The organism is Variovorax boronicumulans (assembly GCF_019352895.1).
GTDB lineage: Bacteria > Pseudomonadota > Gammaproteobacteria > Burkholderiales > Burkholderiaceae_C > Variovorax > Variovorax boronicumulans_A.
This window is the reverse complement of record NZ_JAAAFX010000009.1, coordinates 1,388,004-1,414,042: the sequence shown is the minus strand read 5'-3', so window position 1 is coordinate 1,414,042 and position 26,039 is coordinate 1,388,004. Positions and strand designations below refer to the sequence as shown.

Genomic DNA, 26,039 nt, shown 5'->3' with positions numbered 1-26,039 from the left:
CGCCGGCATGCCCGAATTGCCCCCCTAAGCTTTCGCCAGCCCGGTGCTTCGGCCTGTACTTCAGCGCCCCGAGGCGGGCTTCGCCGACGCCTTCTTCCCACGCTGCGCGTCGACCTGTTCCATCCAGAGCGTTCTCCAACGCCATTCCGCTGAACATGAAAATCACGAGAGACATCCACGACCTGATCGGAGGGCTGCTGATGGTGGCTGCCGGCCTGTTCTTCGCCCTCTACGGCAGTCGCTACAACTTCGGCACCTCCGCCCGCATGGGGGCCGGCTACTTCCCGGTGGTACTGGGCTGGACGCTCGCAGTGCTCGGCCTGCTGGTCGCGCTGCCGGCCTGGTGGCGCAAGGGCGCCGGCGTCACGGTGCAATGGGGCAACCTGGCCTGGACCATCGCCAGCCTGCTGGTGTTCGCCTGGGCGCTGCAACGCCTGGGCGTGGTGGTCGCATCCTTCCTGGCCGCGCTGCTGGCGCTGGTGCCTTCGGCCATGACGCTGCGCACCCGAATGATCGTGTGCGCCGTGGTGGCGCTGCTCACCACGCTGATCTTCCCCCTGGCGCTACAGATGATTCTTCCCATCTGGCCCTGGAGCAACTGAACCCGACGCCCCGGACATACCCATGGATCTCCTCAGCAATCTCTGGCTCGGCCTCCAGGTCGCGGCCGAACCCGTCACGCTCGCCTACTGCTTCTTCGGCGTGCTGCTCGGCACTGTCGTCGGCGTGCTGCCCGGCATCGGCGCGCTCGCGGCCATCTCGCTGCTGCTGCCGCTGACCTACCACATGCCGCCGACCGCGGCGATCATCATGCTGGCCGGCGTCTACTACGGCGCGCAGTACGGCGGCTCGACCGCCTCCATCCTGCTGAACCTGCCGGGCACACCCTCGTCGGCCGTGACCTGCCTCGACGGCTATCCGATGGCGAAGAAGGGCAAGGCCGGCGTCGCGCTGTTCGTGACCACCATCGCCTCGCTGGCCGGTGCCATGTCGGGCCTGGTGCTGCTGGTGCTGTTCTCGCCGGCCATCGCCAGCATCGGCCTGAAGTTCGGCCCGGCCGAGTTCTTCTCGATGATGGTGCTGGGCCTGGTGGCGGCCTCGTCGATGACCGCCGGCTCGGCCGCCAAGGGGCTGTGCATGGTGGTGTTCGGCCTGCTGCTGGGCATGGTCGGCACCGACGTGAACTCGGGCGTCGCGCGCTTCAGCTTCGACGTGCCCGAGCTCATGGACGGCATCAACCTGATCGCGCTGGCCATGGGTCTGTTCGGCGTCGCGGAGGTGGTGCGCTGCATCAACTCGGCCGACACCAACCAGAAGCCCGAGAAGGTCACGCTCAAGTCGATGGTGCCCACGAAGGACGAGTTCAAGGCCACCATCAAGCCGATGATGCGCGGCTCCGCGCTGGGATCGGCCCTGGGCGCGCTGCCGGGCGTGGGCCCGTCGATCGCGGCCTTCATGTCCTATGCGATCGAGAAGAAAGTCGCCAAGGACCCGAGCCGCTTCGGCCAGGGCGCGATCGAGGGCATCACCGCCCCCGAGTCGGCCAACAACGCCGCCGCGCAGACGGCCTTCGTGCCTTCGCTGTCGCTGGGCATTCCGGGCGACGCGGTGATGGCCGTGATGATGGGCGCACTGATCATCCACGGCATCCAGCCCGGACCCAACCTGATCAGCGAGCAGCCCGATCTGTTCTGGGGCCTGGTCGTGAGCTTCGGCATCGGCAACCTGATGCTGGTGATCCTGAACCTGCCCACCATCGGCCTGTGGGTCGCACTGCTGCGCATTCCCTTCGCCTGGATGTACCCGGCCATCATCGTGTTCGTGGCCCTGGGGGTGTACAGCGTCAACAACAACGTCTTCGACATCTATTCAGTGGCTGCGCTGGGCATCATGGGCTATGTGCTGATGGTGCTGCGCTTCGAGCCCGCGCCACTGCTGCTGGGCTACATCCTGGGCCCGATGCTGGAAGAGCATCTGCGGCGCGCGATGCTGCTGTCGCGCGGCGATGCGATGGTCTTCCTCGAGCGCCCGATCAGCGCGTCGCTGCTGGCCTGCACGGCCGCGATGCTGGGCTGGGCCATCTGGTCGACGGTGCGCAAGTCGATCAAGGCCAAGCGTGCGCTCGATGCGGCCGAGCGCCTGGCAACGACCTGACCTGACCTGATCGGACCGACCCCGCGCGGCCCTCAGTCCTGTTTCGGGGCTGGGGGCCGCGCGCCTTCCCGCGCATAGGCCTCGATCAATGCAGGGAAAGCTTCCATCGCCGGCAGCTGGCCGAAGCTGTGCACTGCCGGCGTCGAGGCCCAGGGCAGCTTCTCGTCGGTCCAGGTCTCGGCGAAGGGCACGAACCATCGGTGCGCGTCGAGCATGGTCGGGCGCAGGTTGACGAACGCGTCCATGCCCTCGGTGCGCGTGAACATCCAGCTCTTGCAGTGCGGGCAGAAGTAGTGGTGCGATGCGCCATGCAGCCCGCCCAGCACCGGCTCGCCGGCGGTGACCTCGAAGCCCGGCGTGGGGATCGCGAGCGACAGCGAGAAGGCGCTTGCACTCATGCGCTGGCAGCCCGTGCAGTGGCAGGCCATGGCCAGCAGCGGCGGCGCGCTGATGCGCAGCCGCACCTGGCCGCAGCGGCAGCCGCCTTGCCAGGGGAGTTGCCAATCATCGTGGGTGGGGCGTGCGTCGTCGGTGGTCGTGATCATGGAAGGCCTTGTGCGGGTGGGGAAGACGGATCGGCAAGGCGCGAGAAGTTGCCCTCGACCGATCGGCCCCCCGAAGCGTATCCGCCCTCGAAGCCGACATCGCCGCCATGCGCCTGCGCGATGGCCTGGAGCAGCACGCGGCGACGGGCCTGCGCGCGCGCCGGCGCTGCCGCCGGATCGTCCGCAGCCGGCGCGGCGCCGACCGCGCCCGCGGCATGGACGGCCATGCGAAAGCGGTCGCCCGCGACCTCGCTGATCACGATGACGCGCGCCGGCGTGGCCGCGGTGCAAAGTTCTTCGAGTGCCAGGCCCAGGAATTGCGCCAGGCGGGCCGGATCGCCCCTGCAGTCGCCATCGCCGAGGCGGTCGTGCTCGACCACGACACCCGGCACGATGAGCCGGCAGGCATCGAGCGTGTCGCGCACGACGGTGTGCAGCGAGAAGTGCGCTGGCGAGACCGCCAGCCTGCGGCCCGCGGCCAGGCGCGTGAGGTCTTCCAGTTCGACCACCGAGGCCTGTGCCCGCTGCGCGGCGTTGTCCATGTGCGCCAGCACGGCAGAGGGCGGCTGCTGAGACGGCGGCGGCAGGCCCTCGCGCCGGCCGAGCAATTCGAGGCCGAGCTGGATCGCCGACAGCGAATTTCGCAGGTCGTGCAGGGCCAGGCGCAGCACGCCGTCGACGGTGGTTTGATGCGCCGCGTCCGTCGGCGGCAGCGTGGTGTGCACAAGCGCGGGGGAGGCGACGCCCCAGGCCGACAAGGCCCACGATGCGGACGAAGAAGACCGCGAAAGGGCCGCTGCGCCTTGCTGGACGAAGGGGCCCGGGACACCGTCGACGGGTGCCCCGCTCGGGTCGGCGTCGACGGGTGCCCCGCTCGGGTCGGCATCGACGGGTCGCGTTGAAGCAGGCATCGGGACTCTCCGCGCAGGGCGTTGATGAGAAGAAGGCAAGGGCCTTGGAAGGCGTGTGTCGAAAACCCATGCCGCAGCCAGCGTCCCGACCCTTTCATACTGGGGTCGGGCGCGCAGCACGTTTGTAAGAGTTCGTCACTGCGTTTGTAGGATAGGCGACTGCGGCGGGCATCGAGCCCGGGGGCCGCGGCTTGACATCCCGCCGCCCGCCCTGATGTGATGAAGCCGTGCCGCTCGATGCTTTCCACCCCGCCGTCGCCCGCTGGTTCCAGCGGACCTTTCCCGCGCCCACCGCGGCCCAGGTCGCCGCCTGGCCCGCGATCCGCGCGCGCTGCGACACGCTGGTGGGCGCGCCCACGGGCTCGGGCAAGACGCTGACCGCCTTCCTGGCCGCGCTCGACGACCTGGTGGTGCGCGGGCTCGACGCCGAAGGCGGGCTGCCCGACCAGACCGTGGTGCTCTACGTCTCGCCGCTCAAGGCGCTGTCCAACGACGTGCGGCTGAACCTCGAGGCGCCGCTGGCCGGCATCCGGGCGGAGCTCGCGGCGCTGGGCCTGCCCGACGTCGACATCCGCACGGCCGTGCGCACCGGCGACACGCCCCCGCGCGAGCGCCAGCAGAGCCTGCGCAAGCCGCCGCACATCCTCGTGACCACACCCGAATCGCTGTACGTCTTGCTGGGCTCGGTCTCGGGCCGAAAGATGCTCCAGACGGTGCGCAGCGTGATCGTCGACGAGATCCATGCCGTGGCAGCCAGCAAGCGCGGCAGCCACCTCGCGCTGTCGCTCGAACGGCTGCAGGCCCTGTGCATTGCGGAAGGCGGTGTGCGCCCCGTGCGCATCGGCCTGTCGGCCACGCAGAAACCCATCGAGGAGGTGGCGCGCTTCCTGGTCGGCGCGGGCGCGCTGCGGCCCGACGGCACGGCCGACTGCACCCTCGTCGACATCGGCTATGCCAAGCAGCGCGACCTGGCGCTCGAACTGCCGCCCACGCCGCTCGATGCGGTGATGTCCAACGAACAATGGACGCAGGTCTATGCGCGCGTGGCCGAGCTGGTCTGGCTGCACAAGACCACGCTGGTCTTCGTCAACACCCGCCGCATGGCCGAGCGCGCGGCGCGGCACCTGGGCGAGATCCTGGGCAAGGAAGCGGTGGCCGCGCACCACGGCAGCCTGTCGAAGGAGACGCGGCTCGAGGCCGAGCAGCGCCTGAAGCGCGGCGAACTCCAGGTGCTGGTCGCGACCGCCTCGCTCGAGCTGGGCCTGGACATCGGCGACGTCGACCTGATCTGCCAGCTGGGCTCGCCGCGCTCGATCGCGAGCTTCCTGCAGCGCGCCGGGCGTTCGGGCCATGCGGTGGGCGGCGTGCCCAAGGCGCGGCTTTTTCCCCAGTCGCGCGACGAACTGGTCGAGTGCGCGGCGCTGCTCGACTGCATCCGCCGCGGCGAACTCGATGCGCTGCGCGTGCTGCCCGCGCCGCTCGACGTGCTGGCCCAGCAGATCGTGGCCGAGACCGCCTGCCGCGAATGGCACGAGGACGAACTCTTCGCGTTGGTGCGCCGCGCCTGGCCCTATGCGCAGCTCACGCATGCGCGGTTCATGGAGGTGGTGCGCATGGTGTCCGAGGGCTTCACCACGCGCCAGGGCCAGCGCGCCGGCTATGTGCACCGTGACGCGGTGAACCACCTGCTGCGCGAGCGCAAGGGCGCGCGCATGACCGCGCTGACCTCGGGCGGCACCATCCCCGAGACCGGCGACTACACCGTGATGCTGGAGCCGCAGGCCGACAAGATCGGCACGGTCAACGAAGACTTCGCGGTCGAGAGCCTGGCGGGCGACGTGTTCCAGCTGGGCAACACCAGCTACCGCATCCTCAAGATCGAGCCGGGCCGCGTGCGCGTGGAAGACGCGCACGGCGCCGCGCCCAACATTCCCTTCTGGCTGGGCGAGGCACCGGGGCGCAGCGACGAGCTGTCCTTCGGCGTGTCGCGGCTGCGCGAGGAGGTGGCGCAGGCGCTGGTGCAAGGCGGTCGCGAGGCGGCAATGACGCTGCTGACCGGCGCGATGGGCCTGGACGCCGAGGCCGCGCGCCAGATCGTCGAGCACCTCGCGCACGCCGCGGCCGTGCTGGGCATGCTGCCCACGCAGCACACGCTTGTCATGGAGCGCTTCTTCGATGCCTCGGGCGGCATGCAGCTGGTGATCCATTCGCCCTTCGGCAGCCGGCTCAACCGCGCCTGGGGCCTGGCCTTGCGCAAGCGCTTCTGCCGCACCTTCAATTTCGAGCTGCAGGCCGCGGCCACCGAGGACGCGATCGTGCTCTCGCTGGCGACCAGCCACAGCTTCCCGCTCGACGAGGTGGCGCGCTACCTGCATTCGAATTCGGCGCTCGACGTGCTGGTGCAGGCACTGCTCGACGCGCCGCTGTTCGGCGTGCGCTGGCGCTGGAACGCGACCACCGCGCTCGCGCTGCCGCGCTTTTCCGGCGGCCGCAAGGTCGCGCCGCAGCTGCAGCGCATGCGCTCCGAAGACCTGCTGGCGGCCGTGTTCCCCGACCAGGTGGCCTGCGCCGAGAACCTCGTCGGCGAGCGCGAGATCCCCGCGCATCCGCTGGTCGCGCAGACGCTCGACGACTGCCTGCACGACGCGATGGACGCCGAGGGCTGGCTCGCGCTGCTGCGCCGCCTGGAGTCGGGCGAGGTGCGCATGCTGGCGCGCGACCTGCCGGCCCCATCGCCGCTCGCGATGGAGGTGCTGAACGCGCGGCCCTACGCCTTCCTCGACGATGCGCCGCTGGAGGAGCGCCGCACGCTGGCCGTGCAGAACCGGCGCTACACCGACCCCGAGAGCGCCGACGACGTGGGCCAGCTCGATGCCGAAGCCATCGCCGGCGTGCGCGAGGAGGCCTGGCCGCAGCCGCGCGGCAGCGACGAGATGCACGAGGCGCTGGGCATGCTGGGTGCGGTTGGCGACGACGAGGTCGCATCGCATGCCGACTGGAAAAAATGGTTGTCGGCGCTGGCCAAGTCGGGCCGCGCGACGCGTGTGCGCGTCGGGGGCCAGGGCCGCACGGCACGCGGCCTCTGGGTCGCGGCCGAACGCCTGCCGCTGTGGCAAGCCATCGTGCCCGATGCGCCGATGCAGCCGCCCATCGAAGCCCCGGCCGATGCCGAGCGCCCCGAGGACCGCGAGGCCGCGCTACATGAGCTGCTGCGCTCGCGCTTGGGCGGCCTCGGTCCGGTCACGGTCGCGCAACTCGCGCAGCCGCTGTGCCTGCCGCTGGAACAGGTCGAAGCCGCCTTGCTTGCACTGCAGACCGAGGGCAGCGTCCTGCAGGGCCGCTTCACGCCGGGCACGCCGGTCGTCGAATGGTGCGAGCGCCATCTGCTCGCGCGCATCCACCGCTACACGCTCAAGCGCCTGCGCCGCGAGATCGAGCCGGTGGAACCGCGCGACTTCGCGCGCTTCCTGTTCGACTGGCAGCACCTGGGCGCGGCCTCGCGCGTGCGTGGGCCCGAGGCGCTGTCGGGCGTGCTGTCGCAGCTCGAAGGCTACGAAGCGCCCGCGCCGATCTGGGAGGCCGAGCTGCTGCCCGCGCGCGTGGCCGACTACGCGGGCGCCTGGCTCGACGACCTGTGCACCGCGGGCCGCGTGCTGTGGACGCGGCTGCGGCCTTCGGCAAGCGAAGGCCGCAAGGGCGCAGGCAGCCTGTCGTTGCGCGCCACGCCGGTGGTGCTGCTGCCGCGCCGCAGCGCTGCGCTCTGGACCGGGCTGGCGCCCGCGCCGGTCGACGACGAGACGCTGGGCTCGCGCGCCGCGCGTGTGGCCGCGCACCTGCAGCAGCACGGTGCCTGCTTCTTCGACGAGATCGCGGGCGGCACGCGGCTGCTGCCGGTCGAGATCGAGGAGGCGCTGACCGAACTGGTGGCCAAGGGCCGCGTGCGCTGCGACAGCTATGCCGGGCTGCGCGCCTTGCTGGTGCCGGCCTCGAAGCGCGCCTCGGCCGACACGCGCCGGCGCCGCCGCGTGCCGCTGTTCGGCATCGAGGATGCAGGGCGCTGGACGCTGGTGCGTCCGCCTTCGGTGGGTGAGTCGGCCAACCCGGGCTCGGCCGAGGCCCACGAGCAGGTCGTGCATGTATTGCTGCGGCGCTACGGTGTGGTCTGCTGGCGCCTGCTCGAACGCGAGGCCGCATGGCTGCCGCCCTGGCGCGAGCTGGTGCGCGTGTGCCGGCGGCTGGAAGCGCGCGGCGAGATCCGCGGCGGCCGCTTCATCGCGGGCCTGACCGGCGAGCAGTTCGCGCTGCCCGAGGCGGTGGCCGCGATGCGTCAGGTGCGGCGCACACCGGGCGACGGTGCCTTCATCGTGCTCGCGGCCAGCGACCCGGCCAACCTGCTGGGCACGATCGTCCACGGCACCAAGGTGCCGCGCGTGGCGGGTTCGCGTGTGCTGTGGCGCGACGGGCTGCCGATCGCGACCAGCATCGCGGGCGAGGTCGCCTGGTTGGTGCCGCTCGATGCGGCCGAGGCGCAGGCCGCGCAGCGTGCGTTGACGCTCGGACCGCTCGCGGATCAGACCATCAGCGTCGGCGTGTAGCTCTGCAGGGCCTTCGGGGTCTTGGGCGTGGGGTCGCAGGCGGCCAGCGCGAGCGTGGCCATGCAGGCGAGCACGGTGAGGGCGATGTTCTTCATGGGGATTCCTCCGGATCGATGGGATGCCGCGCGCTCAGTGCGCGTCCTTCTTCGGCTTGGCCGTCCGGGCGGCCTTCTCGAAGTCTTCCTTGCCAGGGGCACCGGGTGCCCCGGGCTTGCGCATGTGTTCGCCACTGCCATGCGCGATGCGCTCCTGCTTGGCGTGGATGTTGGCGTACAGGCCTTTTTTCTTCGCGGGCATGGCGGCTCCTTCGGGTGGCAGAGCTTGCAGTCTGGTGCACCCTTAGGGCCCCACATGCGCGAGCGTGCCGCGTGTGGGCGTAGGAGAGTTTGCGACGCGGGGCGGGCCGATCCGGCCGACTTTGCTCAGTCGAGCGCCCGCGCGCTGTACAGGCCGGCCTGCTGCGCACGCATGCAGGCCAGCGCGAAAACGCTGCACAACTGGGGCGTCGACTGCTGCAAGGCCTGCGCGCATTCGAGCGCCGCGCCGAGGATCGCATCGAGTTCTACCTCGCGTCCGGCTTCCAGGTCTTGCAGCATCGAGGTCTTGATGGCTCCGAGCTTGCGCGTTTGTGCCATGCGCTGTGTCGAATCCGTTGCCACCGGCAGGCCCAGGCGTCGCCCCAGGTCGATGCACTCGTCCATCATTTGCCCGAAGAGTTCACGCGTGCGCGGATCGTCGAGCAACCGGTCGGTGCTCACGCCAGTCAGCAGGCTCAGCGGATTCGCGCAGACATTGCCCAGCAGCTTGAGCCACAGGTCGTCGCGGATGTTCTCGCTGACGGCCGCGGTCAGGCCGGCGTTGGTCAGCACCGCGGCCCAATGTTCGGCCCGTTCGCTGGCGCCGCCCAGCGGCTCGCCGATCACCACGCGCCCGCCGGCGCTGTGCACCACCACCCCGGGCGCGGAACAATGGCAGGACGCCATCACGCTGCCACCAAGCACCTGTGGCAGCGCGACGGTGCGCGCGATGGTGCCGTCGGGGTCCACGCTGCGCAGTCGAAGTCCCGACAGCGGTTGATCGGGTACGCCGAAGTACCACCAGGGCAGGCCGTTGCCGACCGGCAGCACCGTGGCGCCACCGTCCAGGAGCGGCGCCAGCGAGGGCGCGACGGCAGGCAGCACCTGCGACTTGAGCGCGAGCACCACGAGGTCTGGCGAGCCCATCTCGCGGGGCCGGTCGGTCGCATGCACCGCAATGCTGCGCAACGGCTCGGCGCCGCTGCGGTAGCGCAGGCCGTGTCGTCGCAGTGCGTCGAGCGTGTCGCCGCGGGCCAGCAGGCTGACCGTGTGGCCGGCCTCGGCCAGTTGCGCGGCGAAGTGCCCGCCGATCGCCCCCGCTCCGATGATCGCGATGCGCAAGGCCCGCGTGCCGGCGCGGGGGCGCAGGGGCTCAGAAGGCATGGCGAAGACCGAGGTCGTAGCCGGTCGAGCTCTTGGGCGTGAAACCTCCACCCGGGAACGACGGGCTGCCCACCGACAAGGCCGCGCCGTTCTTGTTCTGGATGCGGGCCGCGCTTGCGTACAGCGCTGTGCGCTTCGACAGGTTGTGCACGTAGCTCAGCGCCAACTGGTTGGCCTTGGGATCGGGCGTCGTCGCGCCGTCGTAGTCGTAGCGGACCTGCGCATAGGACGCGCGGATCGTGCCCGGTCCCACCGGCACGTTGACGCCGAACAGAAAGCCTGTGAGATCGACTTCGCGGGGAGCGCCGACCACCGGGCCCGTGACGATCGTGCGGTTCGCCATGCGCGTGACTTCGGCGAAAAGCTTGGCCGGGCCGAGGTCGTAGGCGGCGGCGAGGTTGACCGTGTCCTGCCGCAGTGTGAGACCCGCGGCGCGGTCGTCGAGCAGCGTGCTGCGGCTCGCGGCCAGGGCGACGTCCAGCGGCCCCTGGGCGTAGCCGAAGCGCCCGCCGACGTAACGGCCCGAACGCACGTCGGTGCCAGCAGCAGGCAACCCGCCCGCGCCGTAGTGGATCTTTTCGTCGAAGGCGTACTGCACCTGTCCGTAGAAGCCACCGAGGCTCGCAGGCAGCAGGTAAGCCACCATGTTGTTGCTGCGCGCGTAGGCGTTGGCCAGGATCGGGCTGAGCCCCGGCGTGGGCGGTACGCCCATCTTGCTCATGACGGTGCCGGCTCGGTAGAGCAGGCTGGTGCCGACGCCGTTGACGCCGAGCGGATCGAACACGAAGTCGTTGACGAAGGTCGCGTTGACGTCGCGACCCAGGCGAATCTCGCCGAAGCCGCCCGACAGGCTCACGGTCGAGCGGCGACCGAAGCTCAGCGCGTCGGCACCGGTGTCGTTCGACATGGGTGCTTCGAGCCAGAAGCTCGCGGCCAACCCGCCGCCGAGGTCCTCGACACCCCGAAAGCCGAGCCGGCTCGATGCGAGGCCCGAGCTGGACATCGCCAGCTGGCTGGCCCGCTGGCCGCGCTGCGTCCGTGCATCCACCGACTTGCTTGTGTAGCTGCTGATGCCCGCGTCGACGACGCCGAACAGCGTGATCGAAGATTGGGCGCAGGCCGCATTGACAAGACCCACGGCTGCAAGGCCGATCGCGAAATTCCTCATGACTTGTCTCCTCCATCTAAGTTTGGGGAGCGCATTGTTGGAGGAGCGATGACCTCATCGCAAACGAAACCTTGAGACTTTTCTGCTGGTGAAAACTACGAAGAATGGGCTTGAACACTTGCGGTTCGCGGCGCATCGTACGGGCCATCGAGACAAGAGACCCACGAGAAAATGGCCATTGACAGTGCAACGATCCAGCGCGTGACAGCGCAGCTCTACGAGCGTTCCCTGAAGAAGATTCCCGACGACACGCGTGCCGCGCTCCAGCGTGCCGAAGCGGTCGAGTCCGGTGCCACCGGCAAGCACACGCTGAAGATCATGTTGCAGAGCGCGGACGCCGCGCAGCAGGGCGACGAGCTGGTGTGCACCGATGTCGGCATCCCCGTCTACAGCATCAAGATCGGCACCCGCGTGCAGTTCGACGGCCCGGTGCGCGAAGCGGTCACGCGCGGCTTTGCCGACCTGGTGCAGCACATCGATCCGCCGATCCTCAAGATGGTGACCAACCCGCTGACCCACGCGCGCAGCTATGCGGGCAAGGACATGCCGCTGATCAGCTTCGACGTGATCGACGATGCCGACTACATCGAGATCGTCTGCGCGCCCAAGGCCATGGGCACCGGACGCTGGGAGGCAATCGACGCCTTCGTCTACCCGACGCTCGAGCAGATCGAGAAGTTCGTGATCGACACCGTGCTGCGCGCCGGCTCGCAACCCTGCCTGCCCATCGTGGTCGGCGTGGGCATCGGCGGCACCTTCGACTACGCGGCGAAACTGGCCAAGGAGTCGGTACTGCGCCCCTTTGGCCGCACGAACCCCGAACCGATCCTGGCGGCCATGGAGAAGCGCCTGCTCGACGCGATCAACGCCATGGGCTTCGGCCCGATGGGAACGGGCGGCGACGCGAGCGCGATGGCGGTCCACATCGACTACGCCGCGAGCCATGGCTTCGTGCCGGTCGCGGTGAGCTTCAACTGCTGGATCAACCGCCGCACGGCGGCCCGCATCTACAACGACGGCCGCGTCGAAGACCTGAACTGGTAGGCCGCGATGTTCCACGAACTCCAACTTCCGCTTTCGCGCGACAAGGTGCGTGAACTTGCCGTGGGCGACATGGTCACACTCACCGGCGAGATCACCGTCAGCATCGGCCTGCCGACGCACCAGCGCATGGCGCAGGCCCTGGCCGATGGCGTGGCCCTGCCGGTCGACCTGCGCGGCGGCGCCTTCTTCCACTTGAGCACCTGTGTGCGCGAAACCGAGGCCGGGCCGGTGCCGCTTTACATGAACCCGAGCACCAGCACGCGCTACAACCAGTGGATGCCCGGGCTGGTGCGCGGCCTCGACCTGCGCCTGACGGGTGGCAAGGGCGGGCTCGATGCCGCGTCGGTCCAGGCGCTGCGCGACACCGGCTGCGTCTACCTGTCCTTCCTCGGCGGCGGCGCGCCGCTGCTGTCGCGCGGACTGCGCCGCGTGGTGTCGTCGCACTGGAACGAATACATCTCGCAGTTCCGCCTGCTGACCCTCGACGTGGCGGAGCTCGGGCCGGCCACCGTGGCGATCGATGCGCACGGCAACAGCCTCTACGACCAGCTGCGCGCGCAGGCGCAGGCCCGCATGCCGCAACTGCTGCAGGGCCTGGCAGCGGCCCGCCAGACATCCCTTTAGAAACCCATAGGAGACTTCAAGAATGATGAACAGGAGACATTGTCTCGGCGCGACCCTGGGCGCCATCGGCGCAGGCGCGGCTGCCGGCCTTTCCCCCTTGACCGCGCTGGCGGCCAACGGCGCCTGGCCGAACCGGCCGATCCGCATGGTCGTACCGTTCCCGGCCGGCGGCAGCACCGACATGGTGGCGCGCCATCTGGCGCAGGGCCTGGGTGAGCGCCTGGGTGTGCCCATCGTCGTGGACAACCGCGCGGGCGCGGCCGGCAACATCGGGACCGATGCGGTGGCCAAGTCGTCGGCCGACGGCTACACCATCGGCCTGGTCACTTCCGGGCCGCTGGTGAACAACAAGTTCCTCTACAAGTCGATGTCCTTCGATGCCGACAAGGACCTGGCACCCATCGCGCTTGTCTGCGAGATCCCGACGGTGATCGTCAGCAATCCGAACCAGTCGAAGCTGCGCAACCTCAAGGACCTGATCGACATGGCGCGGGCCAACCCCTCGTCGGTCTCGGTGGCCACGCCGGGCAACGGCACGATCGGCCACCTGTCGCTGGCCGCGCTGTCGATGACCAGCGGCGTCAAGCTGCAGGACGTGCCCTACCGCGGCGACACGCCCGCGCTGACCGACCTGCTGGGTGGCGTGGTGCAGGCCATCTCGGCACCGGTCTCGGCTTTCATCCCGAACATCCAGGCCGGCAAGATGCGTGCGCTGGCCGTGACCTCGCAGGCGCGCTTCCCCGGCCTGCCCGATGTGCCGACCGCCAAGGAGCAGGGCATCGACCTCACGGCCACGGTCTGGCTCGCGGTGGTCGGCCCGGCGGGCATGCCGGCGCCGGCGGTGCAACTGCTGAACGCCGAGATCAACCGGGTGCTGGAGTCTGCGCAGGGCAAGAGCAAGCTGCAGCAGTACGGTGCCGTGGTTGCGACCGGCAAGCCCGAGCTGCTGCGCCAGCGCATCCAGGCCGATGCGCAGAAGTGGCAGCAGGTGATCCAGTCCGCACAGATCAAGCTCGATTGAAGGCGCGCACCCCATGAACGACACCCCACGCTCGCCGCTGATCGGCACCTTCGTCAAGACCGGATCGCCCCAGGTGATCGAGGTGCTGGGCACCACGGCCCTCGACTTCGTCGTGGTCGATGCCGAGCACGCGCCCTTCGACCGTGCCACGCTCGACCTGATGGTGATGGGCGGGCGCGCCGCGCGCATCCCGGTGTTCATCCGCATCGCCGAGATCAACCCGGCGGTGATCCTGTCCTGCCTCGACATCGGCGCCGCCGGGCTGCTGGTACCGCATGTGGACACGGCAGCGCAGGCGCGCGAGGTGGTGGCGATGGCGCGCTACCGCGGTGGCCGTCGCGGCTACTCCGGCGGTCCGCGTTTCGCCAGCTACGCGAGCCTGGGCATGGCCGAGGCGCTGCGGCTGGGCGACCAGGCGCAGATCGTCTGCCAGATCGAGAGCGCCCAGGCGGTCGAGGAGGCCCAAGCCATCGCCGAGGTGCCGGGTGTGGCCGGACTGTTCGTCGGCCGCGCCGACCTGGCGCTGTCGATGGGCCTCGAAGACCCGCGCGCGCCCGAGGTGCTGCAGGCCACGCGCGTGGCACTGCAGGCCGCGACGCGTGCCGGCAAGCTGGCCGGCATGCATGTGGGCGGCACGGCCGAGCGCGAACAGTTCATGCATGAAGGCGCGAACTGGTTCGTGGTCTCGTCCGACCAGACGCTGCTGCGGCAAGCAGTGCAGGGCATCGCCGGCAAACCTAAAGAGCGGCCAGCCGTTCCTTGATGCGCAGCGCCATCTCCTGCATCGGCGGCAGGAATCTCTTCACCGCCTGCTCTTCGGTGACGGCGGAAGCGATCCAGGTGAGCCCGATGCTGGCGACCGCGCGGCGCCCCTCGAACACCGGCACGGCCAGCGTGTTCGAGACTGGGCGCACACCGGGCACGCGCAGCGCATAGCCCTGCGTCCGGATCTCGCGCAGCATCGCCTGCACGGTGCGCGTCTGTCCGGCCAATGCATTTTCCGGGTCGTCCGAGAGCTTGAGGATGTCGAGCAGCGCACGGCCTTCCTGTGCCGTGCAGGCTGCGAGGTAGACGCGGCCGAGCGCGCGCGTCATCAGGCTCAGGCGCATGTTGATGCTGGAATGCAGCAGCGACAGCGGCGAACTCGGAATCGTGCTGTAGCGGATCACGACCGCGTCGTAGTCGGGCACGGCCAGCGCCATCGGCCACTTGAGCTTGCGCGTGAGTTCGTCCATGGGCCGCATTGCCGCCTCGACCAGGCGAGGCTCGCCGTGGTAGCCCGAGGACAGTTGCCGCACGCCTGAGGTCAGGCTGTAGGCACCGTACTGCGGCGCCCGCGTGACCAGGCCCTTGCCCTGCAGCGTCTCGAGCAGTCGAATCAGCGTGGGCTTTGGAATGCCGGTGTTGCGGTGCAGGGAGTCGAGCGTGCAGACGGGCGCGCGGTTGAGCGCGGCCAGCACATCGATGGCGCGTTCGACGGCGCGGATGGGAGTGAAGGAGGCCATGGAGGGGCGCAGTGTAGGCGGCGCCCGATGCGGCGCCCGCCGACCGCGCCGGGTTCGCTTCCTATTCGGCCTTCAGGCGCGTGTAGTCGCCTGCGTTGGCGACCCAGCCCTTGTCGATGAAGTCGTGGCGCGGGGGCGAGAACACGTCGATCAGCAGGTGCCGGCCCGGGCCCACGCCTTCGGTGGTGTGCACCATCAGCACGGGCACCGTGATCATCGAAGGAGAGGGAGCCTGCAGATGTTCGTCTTCACGCCATTGGTCGGCATTGCCACCCCAGTGGACCCGCAGGTGGTGCAGGAAATCGCCCGCCAGGGCCAGCGAACCCTGCTCGAAGTCGGTGTGGTTGTGCGGACTGAGCTGCTTGCGGTCGCGCGGGCCCTGGTACTCGACCCAGTTGATGCTCAGCGTGTCGGTCTGGAACATCTTGAGCCGCGGCTTGTCGGCCGGCGGCTGGATGGCGTCGACCTCCAGGACCTGGATCGCGGTCGATGGCGTCTTGCGCTCGTAGGGGTGGCCAGTCGGACGGATGCGCGCATCGGGCCGCGCGTAGTCGGCCTCGTTGCGCGCGGCACCGGTGTCCAGGTCGGGGCGCGACGAGGCGATCAGCGCGGCCCGTCCCGTGCCCGCAAGGCGCACGGTGGCTGCGCCGGCCGGCAGCACGCATACACTGCGCCCCGGCAGCTCGCGGACTTCGGTGGCGGTGTGCACGGTGGCGCCGCCGTCGGGCAGCAGCAGCAGCATTTCGTGCGGGCTGGTGGCGTCGAGCGCGGCCTCGCCTTCGATCCACTGGACCCAGAAGTTCTGTCCGCGCGCCACTGCACTTGGTGGCAGTTCATGGACCGCCGCGCGGCGCACTGCGGTCTCGTGTGTCGTGTTCGTCATCGCATTCCTTTCGTTGTTCTGTGTGAGGCGCCGAAAAGGCGTCAGTCGCGTCGCGGACTCGGGCGCGACAGCTCGACCAGCGGGCCGACCGACGCGTACTGGTTGCCGCCCAGCCGCGTGAGCGGCAGCGTGCGGGCTACGTCGAAGCGCCCGTTCGGCTCCATGAACGCTGGGTCCAGGTGGATGCCGACCACGCGGCCGAATACCACGTTGCTGAAGGTGTCGCCGGGGCCTTGCGGCTCGATCTCGACGATGCGCAGCAGCTTGCATTCCATGCTGGCCGGCGAGCGCGCCACGCGCGGCGGACGGACCTTGACGCTGGGCGCCTTTTCGAGGCCGGCGAGCTCGAATTCGTCGGTGCCGTAGGGCGCGTCGAGCGAGCTGATGTTCATGTGGTCGCGCAGCTCCCAGGTCACCAGGTTGGTCACGAATTCGCCGGTGGCGCGCACGTTGGTGATGGTGTCCTTCTCGTGCCGGTCCGCCGGAGCGTTGCACGAGAAGATCACGATCGGCGGTGCGGTCGAGACCAGGTTGAAGTGCGAGAACGGCGCCAGGTTGACCTGGCCTTCGGGGCCCATGGTGCTGATCCAGCCGATCGGTCGTGGCGCCACGATCGCGTTGAACAGGGTGCGCTTGAAGTTGGGGGTGTTGTCGGGGTCGATGAACAGCATGGGCTTCTTTCGTTCGATGATTTCAGCCCGTGGTCGGCGTGTCGTCGCGGAACAGCGGGCGCAGCGTGCGCAGCGCGCAGAGCCATCGGCCGTCCGCCTGCCGCACGAGCGTCTCGCGCACGTCGGCGACCATGATCGCGGGCTTGGACGGCAGCACACCTTCGCCGTCGGCCGCGAACAAACTCATCAGGTAGTTGCAGTCCGCGCGGTCCGCGGCCGTGGGCACGGCGCGAAAGTTCTGCACCAGGTGCAGCGAAGTGCGCGCGCCGCGGGCCTGGCGTGCGCTGTAGAAATCGGCGATCGCTGCGCGGCCGGTGCGCGATTTCTGGCTGGTGGTGAACACAGCGTCCTCGGTGTAGTAGGCGGGGGCCTCCTGGCCCCAGTTGAAGTCGACCTCGTACCAGTAGTCGATGGCCAGTGCCTCGAGCGTCTGGCGCAGTGCGAGTTTGTCGGTGTGGTTCATGGGTGTCTCGTGGGCCCTGTCGGGCGTTCAGTCCTGCCAGTAGAGGCGCGTGGGGTTGTCGACCAGCAGCTTGTGCAGCACGGCCGGGTCGTCGCTGAACAGCGGCAGCAGGTCGACCAGCTTGCCGTCGTCAGGCATCTCGCGCACGCTGGGATGCGGCCAGTCGGTGCCCCAGAGCACGCGATCGGGGGCAGCCTCGACCAGCCGGCGCGCGAAGGGCACGGCGTCCTCGAAGGGCAGGCCCGGGCCGGTGGACAGAAGATGCGAGGTGCGCTCGGCGCCGCTCACCTTGACCCAGCAGCGCTCGTCCTTCATCAGTTCGAGCAGCGCGTCGAAGGGCGCCTGCTGCAGGCCGCCCTCCGCCAGCACACGGCCCATGTGGTCGATCACGTAGGGCACGGGCAGTTCGTCGAGAAAGGCACGGTAGACCGGCAGGTCCTGCGGGTCGAAGTGCAGCACCAGGTGCCAGCCCAGCGGCTTCACGCGGCGCGCGATGCTGCGGATCGCGTCGAGGTCGGGCGCACCGCCGAGCCGGCGCACAAAGTTGAAGCGCACCGAGCGCACGCCGCCGCGGTGCAGCGCCTGCAACTCCGCGTCGCTCACCGAAGCCGGCACCATCGCGACGCCACGGTAGGTTTCGGGCGACTGCGCGATCGCGTCCATCATGGCGCTGTTGTCGTGGCCGTGCACGCTGGCCTGGACCAGCACCACGCGCTCGATGCCCAGCAAGGCATGCAGCGCACGCAGCCGGGCCGCCGGTGCGTCTGGCGGTTCGTAGGTGCGCTTGGGTGAATAGGGGAAGCGCGCGGCGGGGCCGAACACATGGCAGTGCGCGTCGCAGGCGCCGGCTGGCAGCCTGAAGGCCGGGCGGCTGGGGTTCGGATGCGGCGGCGGAATGGTCCGCGCGGGACTCGCCGTCGCGATGGAGGACTCGGTCATAGGAGGATCCTTGGGGGGTGAGAGAGAAGGGTCAGTCGACCGTGAAGCCCGAGCGCTTGATCGGTGCTTCCCAGCGTTTGTATTGGCTGGCCTGGGTGCTGGCGAGCAGCTGCGGGCCGCCGTGGTCGGCGATCAATCCCAGGTTCAGGAGGCGCTCGCGCGCCTTTGGCGTGGCGAGTGCCTCGGCCACCGCGCGATCGATGCGCTGCACGGTCGCGGCCGGCAGGGCGGCCGGTGCATAGAGACCGAAGAAGTTGTCGACCACCACGTCCACGCCGGCCTGGCGCAGCGTCGGCACCTCGGGCAAGGCGGGCGAGCGCTGCGCGCCGGTCACGGCGAGGATGCGCAGCGTGCCGGTACGGTGCATCTCCATCGTCTCCGACGGGCTGTCGATCATCAGCGGAATCTGTCCGCCGGCCAGGTCCTGCACCGCGGGGGCACCGCCGCGGTAGGGCACGTGGATCAGCGGCACGCCGATCGCCTGGCCGATCAGCAGGCCCGCGAAGTGCGGCACCGACCCGGCGCCGGAGGTGGCATAGGTCGCGCGCTCTGGGTTCGCCCTCATCCACGCGAACAGCGCATTGACGTCCCCGGCCGGCGCGGCCGGCCCGACCGTCAACGCGAAGTCGAGCGTGGTCAGGCGCGAGACCGGCGTGAAATCCTTGACCGGGTCGTAGCCCAGGCTGCTCGGATAGAGCCAGGGCAGGATGGTCAGCGCGCCGCCGGGCGCGATCGCCAGCGTCAGGCCGTCGGGACGCGAACGCCGCAACTCGCCCAGCGCGAGGCGGCCGGCCGCGCCTGGCCGGTTTTCCACGATCACGTTCGTGCCCAGCGACACCCGCAACGCGTCGGCCAGCAGGCGCGCGACCGCGTCGACCGCGCCACCAGGCGGGAAGCCCACCAGGATGCGGGTGGGCGCGGCGTCCTGGGCCCACACCGTGGACGATGCAATCGATGCGGCGGCGAGCGCGAGCGAGGTCGAGAAGTGGCGGCGTTTCATGGAGGTCTCCTTTTATGGTTATGGGGTGTCGCTGCGCGTTACTCGGCCAGCGCCCGGGCCAGCAGCGCGATGCCCTGGTCGATCTGCGCGGGCGATACGGTGACGAAGGACAAACGCAGCAGATGGCGACGCGAGTGGTCGGCGAAGAAGGCGAAGCCGGGCACGTAGGCCACGCCCAGCGCGACCGCGCGTGCCAGCAGGGCCATGGTGTCGGTGCCCTCGGGCAGCGCGACCCAGAAGAACATGCCACCGGCCGGCAGTTGCCATTCGCAGCCCGCGGGCAGGCGGCGTTGCAGCGCGGCCTGCATCGCATCGCGCTGCGTGCGGTAGCGCTCGCGGATCAGCGGCACGTGCTCGGCAAGGAAGCCGTCGCGCACGATCTCGTGCACCAGGTGCTGGTTGAAGATCGGCGTGTGCAGGTCGGCCGCCTGCTTGGCCTGGACCAGCTTGGGCATCAGCGTGGGCGGCGCCACCACGTAGCCCAGGCGCAGGCCCGGGGCCAGCACCTTGGAAAAGGAACCCAGGTAGACGCTGCCCTCGGGCCAGTGCGAGGCCAGCGCGTGCGGGGCGGGCGCGTCGAACCACAGGTCGCCATAAGGGTTGTCCTCGACCAACGGCAGGCCCAGGCGTCGGGCCTGTACGGCGAGCTCGACGCGTCGTTCCGCACCGATGCTGCGGCCGGTGGGGTTCTGGAAGTTCGGCACCAGGTACAGGAAGCGCGCATCGGCCGCGGCGTCCAGTGCCTGCGGCAGCGGACCTTCGTCGTCGCCTTCGATGCCGAGGTAGCGCGCTTCGTACGGATTGAAGGCCTGCAGCGCGCCCACATAGGTCGGCGACTCGACGGCCACCGTGCTGCCCGGATCGAGCAACACCTTGCCGACCAGGTCGAGGCCCTGCTGAGAGCCGTTGGTGATCAGCACATCGGCCGGGCCGACCTGCAACCCTTGCGCGGCCAGGTCGTTCGCCACCCATTCGCGCAGTGGCGCGAAGCCTTCGGTGGCGGCGTACTGCAGCGCCTCGCGCGGCGACTTCGACAGCACGCGCTGTGTGGCCTCGCGCACCTTGTCCAGCGGAAAGGCATCGGGGGAGGGCAGGCCGCCGGCCAGCGAGATCACGCCGGGCCTGGCTGCGAGGTTGAGGATCTCGCGAATGATGGAAGGCTGGATGCGCGCCGCACGCTGTGCCAGTCGAAAAGGTGCCGGGGGAGTCATGCGTCGGTAGGCCTTGATGCGCGAAGTGAAGAGCCCTCGCGGGGCCCGGAAACTGGGGGGCCATGCGAGCGAGATGCGGCATCTTTTCATTCGACGTGGCGCGCCGCAATTGAAAACTTCGAGCTTTTCTCCTGCTGAAAAGTAGCTCGGTGTCACGAGGAGGAAAGGCGAGCGCGTATTGCTCGCGGCGTCGATCAACGACCGCGGCGCCAGCGCACGGGCGTGGCCGTCCGCGGGCGTCGCGGCGAGCTTCTGGCGTCAGGGGGGGCCGCGTCGCGGCCGGTGCCTCAGCCCGGCGCGAGCCGCGGGCTGCGTGCGTAGAACAGCACGCCGATCAGGACCAGCACCGTGGCGCAGACGAAGATGCTCGCGTAGGTGCCTGGCGCGCTGGCACCGTGGCGTTGGCCCGCGTCGGCGATCAGGCCGAAGGCCCAGGAGGTCACGGCGGAACCGAGGAAGACGAAGGTGTTCAGCACGCCCAGCCCGCGCCCGCGCAGGGCCTGCGGCACCATCGAGCGGCCATGCGTCATGACCAGCGGGTGCAGCATGCCGATGGTGGCCAGCACCGTCAGCAGCGCCACGCTGGACCCGAGCCCGGCGGCCGGCCAGGCCGACAGCAGCGCGCCGCCGCCCAGCGACAGCAGCGACCAGTACAGCACCGTCTTGCGCACCGAATGGCGCCACACCAGCTTGGGCAGCAGCAGCGCGGTGGCGAAGGCGCCCAGGCTCACGAAGGTCAGCGCCAGGCCGCGCGGGCCGGCCGCGAGTCCGTAGACCTCGGCCAGGTAGGGGCCGCCCCAGGCATTGCGGAAGGCGGTGCCGGCAGCCATCGCCACGCACAGCGGGATCAGCGTCCAGAGCGCGGGCACCTTGAGCAGCCGCGCGCTGCCCAGCAGCAGGTTCATCGGCGTCTCGGCGCGCGCATCGGCATGGCCCGTGTCGCGCACATGGCGCCAGGTGCCGATGCAGGCGGCCAGCATGCACAGCGCGGCCACGGCCAGCGCGGGCCGCCAGCCGAACTGGTGCGCGGCCCAGCCCAGCGGCGCGGTGGCGCACAGCGCGCCCAGCATGGCGATGGCGCTCGCGCGGCCGACCGCGGTGGTGTAGCGCGCGGCGGGCAACTGCTCCGACGCGAAGTGCATCAGCCCCATGAACACCGGCGCGCAGGCCAGGCCCAGGCCGGCCTGCGCGACCATCGCGGTCGCGCCGTTGGGCGCCACCACGAACAGCACCGAGGCGAGCACGCCCACCACCATCAGCAGCCGCGTGGGCGCACCCACGCCGTAGCGGTCGAAGGCGATGCCGATCGGGATCTGCGCCACCGCGAAGGCCAGGAAGAAGGAGGAGGACAGCGCGCCGAAACCCGCGGGCGACAGCCCGAGGTCGTGCTGCAGTTCGGGCGCGATCACGGCCAGGCAGGTGCGGAAGAACTGGCTGAGCGCGAAGGCGAAGGTCAGGGCGCGCAGGCCGCGCGTGGGGTCGGCGGGAGCGGTGGGATGGGAGGAGGGCATGGCGCGAAGTGGCGCGGCGCGGGGCCGACGGAAGCCTTCGAGCATAAGCGCTGGGCCACCGGCGACATCCGGTTGCCTGACGCGTCGGCGGCAGCGCGAGAATCACGGCCATGAACCGCCTTTCCCTCGCCATCCTTCCCCTCGCCATCGCCCTGAGCTTTTCCTCGGGCGCTTCGGACGACACTCTCCTGAAGAAGCCGCAGCTCGACGCGCTGGTGGCCACGCCCGCACTGCGCAAGGCGCCGGACTTCCCGCGCTTCCTCGCGCAGGCCGCCAAGGCCGACCCGAGCCTGAAGCGCGCCGCCGCGGCCTATGCGGCCAAGCGCCCGCTGGCCGGCGACGACCTGGTCAACGTGAGCCGCGTGCTGGGTCTCTACAACCGGCTGCACCACCACGATGCGGTGATCGCCACCATCGGCGAGATGGTCGCGATGCCCACGGTGCGCGCGGCCGACGTGCCGCCGCACGAGAGCCCGGCCATCCAGGCGATCGGGCGCAAGATCGAGGCGATGGCGCGCGACTTCGGCCTGCAGTACCGCAACGTCGACAACCGCATCTTCGAGGTCAAGCTGCCGGGCAGCGGCAGCGAGGAATTCGGCATCCTCACGCATGCCGACGTGGTGCCGGCCAACGCGGCCGAATGGGTGCTGGACGACGGCACCAAGCTCGACCCCTTCAAGCTGACGCGCGTGGGCGACTACCTCTACGGCCGCGGCACCATCGACGACAAGGGCTCGATCGCGGCGGTGCTCTATGCGATGAAGGCGGTCAAGGACAGCGGCCTGCCGCTGGCGCGCACCATCCGGCTGATGGTCGAGACCACCGAGGAAACCGGCGGCGACGCGATGAAGTACTACCGCGAGAAGACCGAACTGCCGGCCTACAACATCGTGCTCGACAGCAAGTACCCGGCGGTGGTGGCCGAGAAGGGCTCGGGCGCGCTCAAGGTCTCGTTCGCGGGCGGGCCGGCCGATGCATCGGCGACCGCCATCACCGCGATGACCGGCGCGCCTTCGGCCAACGCGATCCCGCAGACCGCCACCGCGAAACTGCAGGGCGGCGAGCTCGCGGCGGTGGCCGCGAAACTCGAGGCGGCCAAGGCGGCCTTCGTGCAGAAATACGAGGGGCAGGGCGGCAAGTTCGGCATCGACCTGAGCAACGCGCCCGACGGCCTGACGATCAAGGTCACGGGCGTGTCGGCCCACGGCTCGCGCCCGGAAGAGGGCGTGAACCCGGTGCCGCGGCTCGCGCTGTTCCTGCAGGAGGCCGGCGTGCCGCTGGCCGACAACGGCTACGCGCGCGCCGCCAAATACATCGCCGCGCTGTACGGCACCGGCTACCTGGGCGAGCAGATGGGCGTGGGTTACCAGGACGACTTCATGGGCCCGCTCACGCTGTCGCCGACGCTGATCCGTGGCGGTGCCGACGGCAAGGTCGACGTCACGGTCAACGTGCGCATGCCGCGCGGCCGCACGCCCGATGAACTGAAGCAGGTGATCACCGCGAAGATCGGCGCCTGGTCGGCGAGCGCGGCGATCCCGGCCGAGGTGGCCTACGACCAGGGCAACTGGATGGCGCGCGACCCGAGCGGCGCCTGGCTGTCGACCCTGCTCAACATCTTCGGCGACACCACCGGGCTCGAGGCCAAGCCCGTGCCCACGGCCGGCAGCACCACGGCCAAGCTCATGCCCAACGCGATCAACTTCGGCCCGGCCATGCCCGGCAAGAAGTACACGGCGCACAACGCCAAGGAGTTCAAGGAAGTGGTCGACCTCGACGCCGACATGCAGATGTTCACCGAGATGCTGGTGCGCATCGGCAACCTGCCGCGCATGCAGTAGCGGGTCAGCGCGGTGCGAGGCGCTGGCGGTGCGCGCGCAGCCCTTGCACCGCCAGCAGGACGAACGCGCCGACCACGCCGTAGAGGTGCGCCACCGCGATGATCCGCCCGCCGATCTGCCGCTCCTCGGCGGGCGCGGGGCCGGCGATCAGTTGCCAGGCCATCCAGCCCAGTACCGTGGTCAGGCCCAGCAGCGCGATGCGGTCGCCCCTGAAAGCCGGCGGCGCCAGGCCCAGCACGAACAGGCCGTAGAGCACGCCGGACAGGCCGACGTAGTGCGCCACCTCGGGCGAGAAGGCGAGCAGCAGCAGCGACACGCAGCCGCCGAGCCACAGCCCGTCGCACACCAGCCGCCACGCGCCGAAGCGCGCGGGCGCGATCCAGGCGCACAGCAGCAGGCCGCAGGCGTTGAGCAGCGCGTGGGCCCAGCCCAGGTGCACGAGGTGCGCGCTGAACAGGCGCCAGAGTTCGCCGTGCAGCACGGCGTCGCGTTCGTAGCGCAGCAGCAGTCTTGGCGCATCGCCGGTCGCCTGCAGCGCGACGAGCAGCAGCGCCGCAAGGGCCGCATGCGCCATGGCGCGGCCCGGCGTGACCTCAGGCATTCGGCTCGGGACGCCGCCAGAGCCAGGCCAGCACGCAGGCCATCGAGCCGATGCCCAGGGCCGCAAGCCAGGGCTTGTGCGCGGTCAGCAGGATCACGACCGCGCAGAAGGCCATCGCCGCGGTGGCGCTCCACTTGGCGCGGCGGCTCACGGTGCGGCCGTTTTCCCAGTTGCGCAGGATCGGACCGAAGAGCTTGTGGTCGAGCAGCCAGCGGTGCAGCCGTGGCGAGCTGCGCGCGGCGGCCCAGGCGGCCATCAGCACGAAGACGGTGGTGGGCATGCCCGGCACGATCACGCCGATCACGGCCAGCACCAGGCACAGGCCGGCGAAAGCCAGCAGCAGCCAGCGCGCGACGAGCGGCAGAGGGGGGCGCTGCGGTGGCGGCAGCGGGGTCTCGGGGGTGTGGTTCTGTTCGACGGACATCACGGTCGATTGTGTTCCTTGTGGGGGGCGTGGCGGCTCATCGCAGCACGCGCAAGGCGACGGCGCCGTTGCGGTTGCCGATCAGGTTGAGCACGTGGGCCAGCGCCTCCTCGCGGCCGGACTCGGCCTGCGCCTCGCCGCGAAAACGCAGCTGGCCGGCGGTCCATACGCCCTGGCCGCTGAGTTGCAGCGGGCCCTGCAGCGTGGCGAGCGTGAGGCGCAACGGGGCCTTGGGTTCGCCGCGCGTCGCATCGCCATCGATGTCGAACCGGTAGCTGCCCAGCGGACGCAAGGCCGAGATGCGCGACGAGACCGATTCCGCCGTAAGCGAGAGCCGGCCTTCCAGTTGCATCTGTCCCTGCTGCCGGCGCAGGTGCAGCGCCTGCGTCGACACCCGCAGCCGGCCGTCGAAGCCCAGCGTGTTCCAGGGCGTGCCCAGGCCTTGCACCACTTCGACCGGGCCGTGCCAGTCGAGCGCGGCCAGTCGCAGGTCGACGCCGTCCGCGCCGATCGCGATGCGCGCTTGCGCGGGCCGGTCGAGGCAGCAGGCCTGGTCGATCGACAGCTGCAAGGCCGGGACCGGCGACAGCGACGGCCGCAGCCGCCAGTGCGTGCGGCCGGGCAGGGCGCGCAGGTCGTGGCCGCCGGGGCCCGCCGCGAGGCTCAGCACGGCCGAGCCGTTCCAGAGCGTGCCGCGCACATCGGCGAAGCGGATGCGTTCGCCCGTGGCGCGTTCCATGGCGGGGGTGAGCCAGTGCGCGGGCAGCTGCCAACCGAGCATGGCGAGCGCGCCGCACAGCGCACCGGCCGTGGCCCAGGGCCACAGGCGGCGCGCGGCGTGCGGTGCGACCGGCAGTGTCAAGCCGTGGCGTCCGACGTGAACTGCGCCTCGAGCAGGTTGCCGAAGCGGTCGTAGGCGGCCAGCGCACCGGCGATCACCTGCTCGTGCACCGCCGCCAGCGCGGGCGCATCCAGCGCTTCGACAAAACGGTTCCACACGCGCGCCCGGCCCTCGGGATAGGCCGCGAGGTTGCGCGCGCCGAATTCGGCCGTGAGCCCGAGCTTGTCGCCGACTTCCTTGAACAGGAAGGCCGCGCCCAGCGTCGAGCCTTCGGACACGTAGAGCCAGCCCAGCGCTTCGGGCATCGTCACGCCCTCGGTGGCGAGGGCCGCGCTGGGCACCGGGGCCTCGAGGTCGTGCAGGTCGGCCAGCGAGGCCTCGGCGCGGCCGCGCTCGGCCAGGTCGGGCACGGCGGCCTGCACCTGCGCGTCGGCGAACAGATGCTCGACGTCGCGCTGGAATACGTACTGCGCGGCCACGAAGCGCGCGTACTGCGCGCGGCTCGCGAAGGGGTCGGCCGTGGCCATGAGCGCATGCATGCGTTCGTGCTGGGGGGCGGTCTCGTGCTTGAGGCGCTGCGACAGGGCGGAAGAAGAAGTGGTGGTCATGTCGGGGAGGTCGTGGTCG

At 70.2% G+C, this 26,039-nt stretch carries 25 protein-coding genes; 8 read left to right on the top strand and 17 right to left on the bottom strand.

The genetic code is table 11. The features are described 5' to 3' along the window. Positions 1-155: 155 nt before the first annotated feature. Positions 156-602, top strand: a complete 447-nt coding sequence (locus K0H49_RS25670) for a tripartite tricarboxylate transporter TctB family protein (RefSeq protein WP_219218708.1) — start codon at positions 156-158, stop codon at positions 600-602. 22 nt (positions 603-624) lie between these two features. Beyond that, the gene (locus K0H49_RS25665) at positions 625-2,154 is read left to right on the top strand and encodes a tripartite tricarboxylate transporter permease (RefSeq protein ID WP_219218707.1); all 1,530 of its coding nucleotides are present in this window, start codon (positions 625-627) and stop codon (positions 2,152-2,154) included. A 32-nt stretch (positions 2,155-2,186) separates the two neighbouring features. Here K0H49_RS25665 and K0H49_RS25660 read toward each other — a convergent pair whose 3' ends face one another. Both K0H49_RS25660 and K0H49_RS25655 read right to left on the bottom strand, forming a co-directional pair. Continuing rightward, the gene (locus K0H49_RS25660; protein ID WP_219218696.1) at positions 2,187-2,699 is read right to left on the bottom strand and encodes a GFA family protein; all 513 of its coding nucleotides are present in this window, start codon (positions 2,697-2,699) and stop codon (positions 2,187-2,189) included. After that, entirely contained in the window at positions 2,696-3,610 is a 915-nt protein-coding gene (locus K0H49_RS25655; RefSeq protein ID WP_219218695.1) for a hypothetical protein, read from the bottom strand. Before K0H49_RS25655 ends, K0H49_RS25660 begins: the two co-directional genes overlap by 4 nt. Before the next feature lie 227 nt (positions 3,611-3,837). Between K0H49_RS25655 and K0H49_RS25650 the strand changes: the two genes are divergently transcribed. Further along, positions 3,838-8,205 carry a DEAD/DEAH box helicase gene (locus K0H49_RS25650; RefSeq protein WP_219218693.1) on the top strand — a complete coding sequence of 1,456 codons (4,368 nt, stop codon included), beginning with the start codon at positions 3,838-3,840 and terminating at the stop codon, positions 8,203-8,205. Between the two features lie 129 nt (positions 8,206-8,334). Here K0H49_RS25650 and K0H49_RS25645 read toward each other — a convergent pair whose 3' ends face one another. The 3 genes from K0H49_RS25645 to K0H49_RS25635 all read right to left on the bottom strand — a co-directional run bounded on the left by K0H49_RS25645 (position 8,335) and on the right by K0H49_RS25635 (position 10,833). Continuing rightward, the gene (locus K0H49_RS25645) at positions 8,335-8,502 is read right to left on the bottom strand and encodes a hypothetical protein (RefSeq protein ID WP_219218691.1); all 168 of its coding nucleotides are present in this window, start codon (positions 8,500-8,502) and stop codon (positions 8,335-8,337) included. Positions 8,503-8,627: 125 nt separating this feature from the next. Next, entirely contained in the window at positions 8,628-9,665 is a 1,038-nt protein-coding gene (locus tag K0H49_RS25640; RefSeq protein ID WP_219218689.1) for a ketopantoate reductase family protein, read from the bottom strand. Next, positions 9,655-10,833 carry a porin gene (locus tag K0H49_RS25635; protein ID WP_219218680.1) on the bottom strand — a complete coding sequence of 393 codons (1,179 nt, stop codon included), beginning with the start codon at positions 10,831-10,833 and terminating at the stop codon, positions 9,655-9,657. Before K0H49_RS25635 ends, K0H49_RS25640 begins: the two co-directional genes overlap by 11 nt. A gap of 171 nt (positions 10,834-11,004) precedes the next feature. Here K0H49_RS25635 and K0H49_RS25630 point away from each other — a divergent pair, with 171 nt between their 5' ends. Genes K0H49_RS25630 through K0H49_RS25615 form a run of 4 tightly spaced genes read left to right on the top strand, consistent with a single transcriptional unit; the run spans position 11,005 to position 14,285 of the window. Continuing rightward, positions 11,005-11,877 carry a fumarate hydratase gene (locus K0H49_RS25630; protein WP_219218678.1) on the top strand — a complete coding sequence of 291 codons (873 nt, stop codon included), beginning with the start codon at positions 11,005-11,007 and terminating at the stop codon, positions 11,875-11,877. A gap of 6 nt (positions 11,878-11,883) precedes the next feature. Then, complete coding sequence (locus K0H49_RS25625; RefSeq protein WP_219218676.1) at positions 11,884-12,501, top strand: fumarate hydratase C-terminal domain-containing protein; 618 nt, start codon at positions 11,884-11,886, stop codon at positions 12,499-12,501. Between the two features lie 22 nt (positions 12,502-12,523). Next, entirely contained in the window at positions 12,524-13,522 is a 999-nt protein-coding gene (locus K0H49_RS25620; RefSeq protein WP_257625127.1) for a Bug family tripartite tricarboxylate transporter substrate binding protein, read from the top strand. A 13-nt stretch (positions 13,523-13,535) separates the two neighbouring features. Next, positions 13,536-14,285, top strand: a complete 750-nt coding sequence (locus K0H49_RS25615; protein ID WP_219218674.1) for an HpcH/HpaI aldolase family protein — start codon at positions 13,536-13,538, stop codon at positions 14,283-14,285. On the opposite strand, the gene K0H49_RS25610 is transcribed toward K0H49_RS25615, so the two are convergent. The 8 genes from K0H49_RS25610 to K0H49_RS25575 form a co-directional block, all read right to left on the bottom strand. Beyond that, positions 14,260-15,027, bottom strand: coding sequence for a DNA-binding transcriptional regulator (locus K0H49_RS25610; protein WP_219218672.1), 768 nt, complete (start codon positions 15,025-15,027; stop codon positions 14,260-14,262). The two genes, K0H49_RS25615 and K0H49_RS25610, sit on opposite strands and share 26 nt — an antisense overlap. A 61-nt stretch (positions 15,028-15,088) precedes the next feature. Continuing rightward, complete coding sequence (locus tag K0H49_RS25605; protein ID WP_219218670.1) at positions 15,089-15,910, bottom strand: hypothetical protein; 822 nt, start codon at positions 15,908-15,910, stop codon at positions 15,089-15,091. A 41-nt stretch (positions 15,911-15,951) separates the two neighbouring features. Then, on the bottom strand, positions 15,952-16,581 hold the full coding sequence (locus tag K0H49_RS25600; RefSeq protein WP_219218668.1) for a flavin reductase family protein: 630 nt from the start codon (positions 16,579-16,581) through the stop codon (positions 15,952-15,954). Positions 16,582-16,603: 22 nt separating this feature from the next. After that, positions 16,604-17,044 (bottom strand): nuclear transport factor 2 family protein, encoded by a 441-nt coding sequence (locus tag K0H49_RS25595; RefSeq protein WP_219218667.1) that lies wholly within the window; start codon positions 17,042-17,044, stop codon positions 16,604-16,606. Between the two features lie 27 nt (positions 17,045-17,071). Beyond that, positions 17,072-17,983: an amidohydrolase family protein gene (locus tag K0H49_RS25590; RefSeq protein WP_219218665.1), complete on the bottom strand. Its 912-nt coding sequence runs from the start codon at positions 17,981-17,983 to the stop codon at positions 17,072-17,074. A 31-nt stretch (positions 17,984-18,014) separates the two neighbouring features. After that, positions 18,015-18,983, bottom strand: a complete 969-nt coding sequence (locus K0H49_RS25585; protein WP_219218663.1) for a tripartite tricarboxylate transporter substrate-binding protein — start codon at positions 18,981-18,983, stop codon at positions 18,015-18,017. A gap of 38 nt (positions 18,984-19,021) precedes the next feature. Continuing rightward, a complete protein-coding gene (locus tag K0H49_RS25580) occupies positions 19,022-20,194 on the bottom strand; it encodes an aminotransferase-like domain-containing protein (protein ID WP_219218661.1) in 1,173 nt (390 codons plus the stop codon). A gap of 287 nt (positions 20,195-20,481) precedes the next feature. Next, a complete protein-coding gene (locus tag K0H49_RS25575; protein ID WP_257625126.1) occupies positions 20,482-21,705 on the bottom strand; it encodes an MFS transporter in 1,224 nt (407 codons plus the stop codon). Between the two features lie 110 nt (positions 21,706-21,815). Between K0H49_RS25575 and K0H49_RS25570 the strand changes: the two genes are divergently transcribed. Continuing rightward, positions 21,816-23,546: a dipeptidase gene (locus K0H49_RS25570; RefSeq protein ID WP_219218657.1), complete on the top strand. Its 1,731-nt coding sequence runs from the start codon at positions 21,816-21,818 to the stop codon at positions 23,544-23,546. Positions 23,547-23,550: 4 nt separating this feature from the next. Here the strand turns inward: K0H49_RS25570 and rrtA are convergent, their stop codons facing one another. The 4 genes from rrtA to K0H49_RS25550 are packed head-to-tail and all read right to left on the bottom strand — an operon-like array spanning position 23,551 to position 26,020. Further along, positions 23,551-24,147: a rhombosortase gene (gene rrtA, locus K0H49_RS25565; protein WP_219218654.1), complete on the bottom strand. Its 597-nt coding sequence runs from the start codon at positions 24,145-24,147 to the stop codon at positions 23,551-23,553. Next, positions 24,140-24,571 carry a YbaN family protein gene (locus K0H49_RS25560; protein WP_219218641.1) on the bottom strand — a complete coding sequence of 144 codons (432 nt, stop codon included), beginning with the start codon at positions 24,569-24,571 and terminating at the stop codon, positions 24,140-24,142. The genes rrtA and K0H49_RS25560 overlap by 8 nt, the downstream gene beginning before the upstream one ends. Before the next feature lie 37 nt (positions 24,572-24,608). Beyond that, positions 24,609-25,433, bottom strand: a complete 825-nt coding sequence (gspN, locus tag K0H49_RS25555) for a type II secretion system protein N (protein ID WP_257625125.1) — start codon at positions 25,431-25,433, stop codon at positions 24,609-24,611. Then, a complete protein-coding gene (locus K0H49_RS25550) occupies positions 25,430-26,020 on the bottom strand; it encodes a biliverdin-producing heme oxygenase (RefSeq protein ID WP_219218639.1) in 591 nt (196 codons plus the stop codon). Before K0H49_RS25550 ends, gspN begins: the two co-directional genes overlap by 4 nt. Positions 26,021-26,039: the final 19 nt, after the last annotated feature.

Bases quoted from the DNA above. Each gene is read 5' to 3' on its own strand.
- K0H49_RS25670 (WP_219218708.1), top strand. From the start codon at position 156: ATGAAAATCACGAGAGACATCCACGACCTGATCGGAGGGCTGCTGATG.
- K0H49_RS25665 (WP_219218707.1), top strand. From the start codon at position 625: ATGGATCTCCTCAGCAATCTCTGGCTCGGCCTCCAGGTCGCGGCCGAA.
- K0H49_RS25660 (WP_219218696.1), bottom strand. From the start codon at position 2,699: ATGATCACGACCACCGACGACGCACGCCCCACCCACGATGATTGGCAA.
- K0H49_RS25655 (WP_219218695.1), bottom strand. From the start codon at position 3,610: ATGCCTGCTTCAACGCGACCCGTCGATGCCGACCCGAGCGGGGCACCC.
- K0H49_RS25645 (WP_219218691.1), bottom strand. From the start codon at position 8,502: ATGCCCGCGAAGAAAAAAGGCCTGTACGCCAACATCCACGCCAAGCAG.
- K0H49_RS25640 (WP_219218689.1), bottom strand. From the start codon at position 9,665: ATGCCTTCTGAGCCCCTGCGCCCCCGCGCCGGCACGCGGGCCTTGCGC.
- K0H49_RS25635 (WP_219218680.1), bottom strand. From the start codon at position 10,833: ATGAGGAATTTCGCGATCGGCCTTGCAGCCGTGGGTCTTGTCAATGCG.
- K0H49_RS25630 (WP_219218678.1), top strand. From the start codon at position 11,005: ATGGCCATTGACAGTGCAACGATCCAGCGCGTGACAGCGCAGCTCTAC.
- K0H49_RS25625 (WP_219218676.1), top strand. From the start codon at position 11,884: ATGTTCCACGAACTCCAACTTCCGCTTTCGCGCGACAAGGTGCGTGAA.
- K0H49_RS25620 (WP_257625127.1), top strand. From the start codon at position 12,524: ATGATGAACAGGAGACATTGTCTCGGCGCGACCCTGGGCGCCATCGGC.
- K0H49_RS25615 (WP_219218674.1), top strand. From the start codon at position 13,536: ATGAACGACACCCCACGCTCGCCGCTGATCGGCACCTTCGTCAAGACC.
- K0H49_RS25610 (WP_219218672.1), bottom strand. From the start codon at position 15,027: ATGGCCTCCTTCACTCCCATCCGCGCCGTCGAACGCGCCATCGATGTG.
- K0H49_RS25605 (WP_219218670.1), bottom strand. From the start codon at position 15,910: ATGACGAACACGACACACGAGACCGCAGTGCGCCGCGCGGCGGTCCAT.
- K0H49_RS25600 (WP_219218668.1), bottom strand. From the start codon at position 16,581: ATGCTGTTCATCGACCCCGACAACACCCCCAACTTCAAGCGCACCCTG.
- K0H49_RS25595 (WP_219218667.1), bottom strand. From the start codon at position 17,044: ATGAACCACACCGACAAACTCGCACTGCGCCAGACGCTCGAGGCACTG.
- K0H49_RS25590 (WP_219218665.1), bottom strand. From the start codon at position 17,983: ATGACCGAGTCCTCCATCGCGACGGCGAGTCCCGCGCGGACCATTCCG.
- K0H49_RS25585 (WP_219218663.1), bottom strand. From the start codon at position 18,983: ATGAAACGCCGCCACTTCTCGACCTCGCTCGCGCTCGCCGCCGCATCG.
- K0H49_RS25580 (WP_219218661.1), bottom strand. From the start codon at position 20,194: ATGACTCCCCCGGCACCTTTTCGACTGGCACAGCGTGCGGCGCGCATC.
- K0H49_RS25575 (WP_257625126.1), bottom strand. From the start codon at position 21,705: ATGCCCTCCTCCCATCCCACCGCTCCCGCCGACCCCACGCGCGGCCTG.
- K0H49_RS25570 (WP_219218657.1), top strand. From the start codon at position 21,816: ATGAACCGCCTTTCCCTCGCCATCCTTCCCCTCGCCATCGCCCTGAGC.
- rrtA (WP_219218654.1), bottom strand. From the start codon at position 24,147: ATGCCTGAGGTCACGCCGGGCCGCGCCATGGCGCATGCGGCCCTTGCG.
- K0H49_RS25560 (WP_219218641.1), bottom strand. From the start codon at position 24,571: ATGTCCGTCGAACAGAACCACACCCCCGAGACCCCGCTGCCGCCACCG.
- K0H49_RS25550 (WP_219218639.1), bottom strand. From the start codon at position 26,020: ATGACCACCACTTCTTCTTCCGCCCTGTCGCAGCGCCTCAAGCACGAG.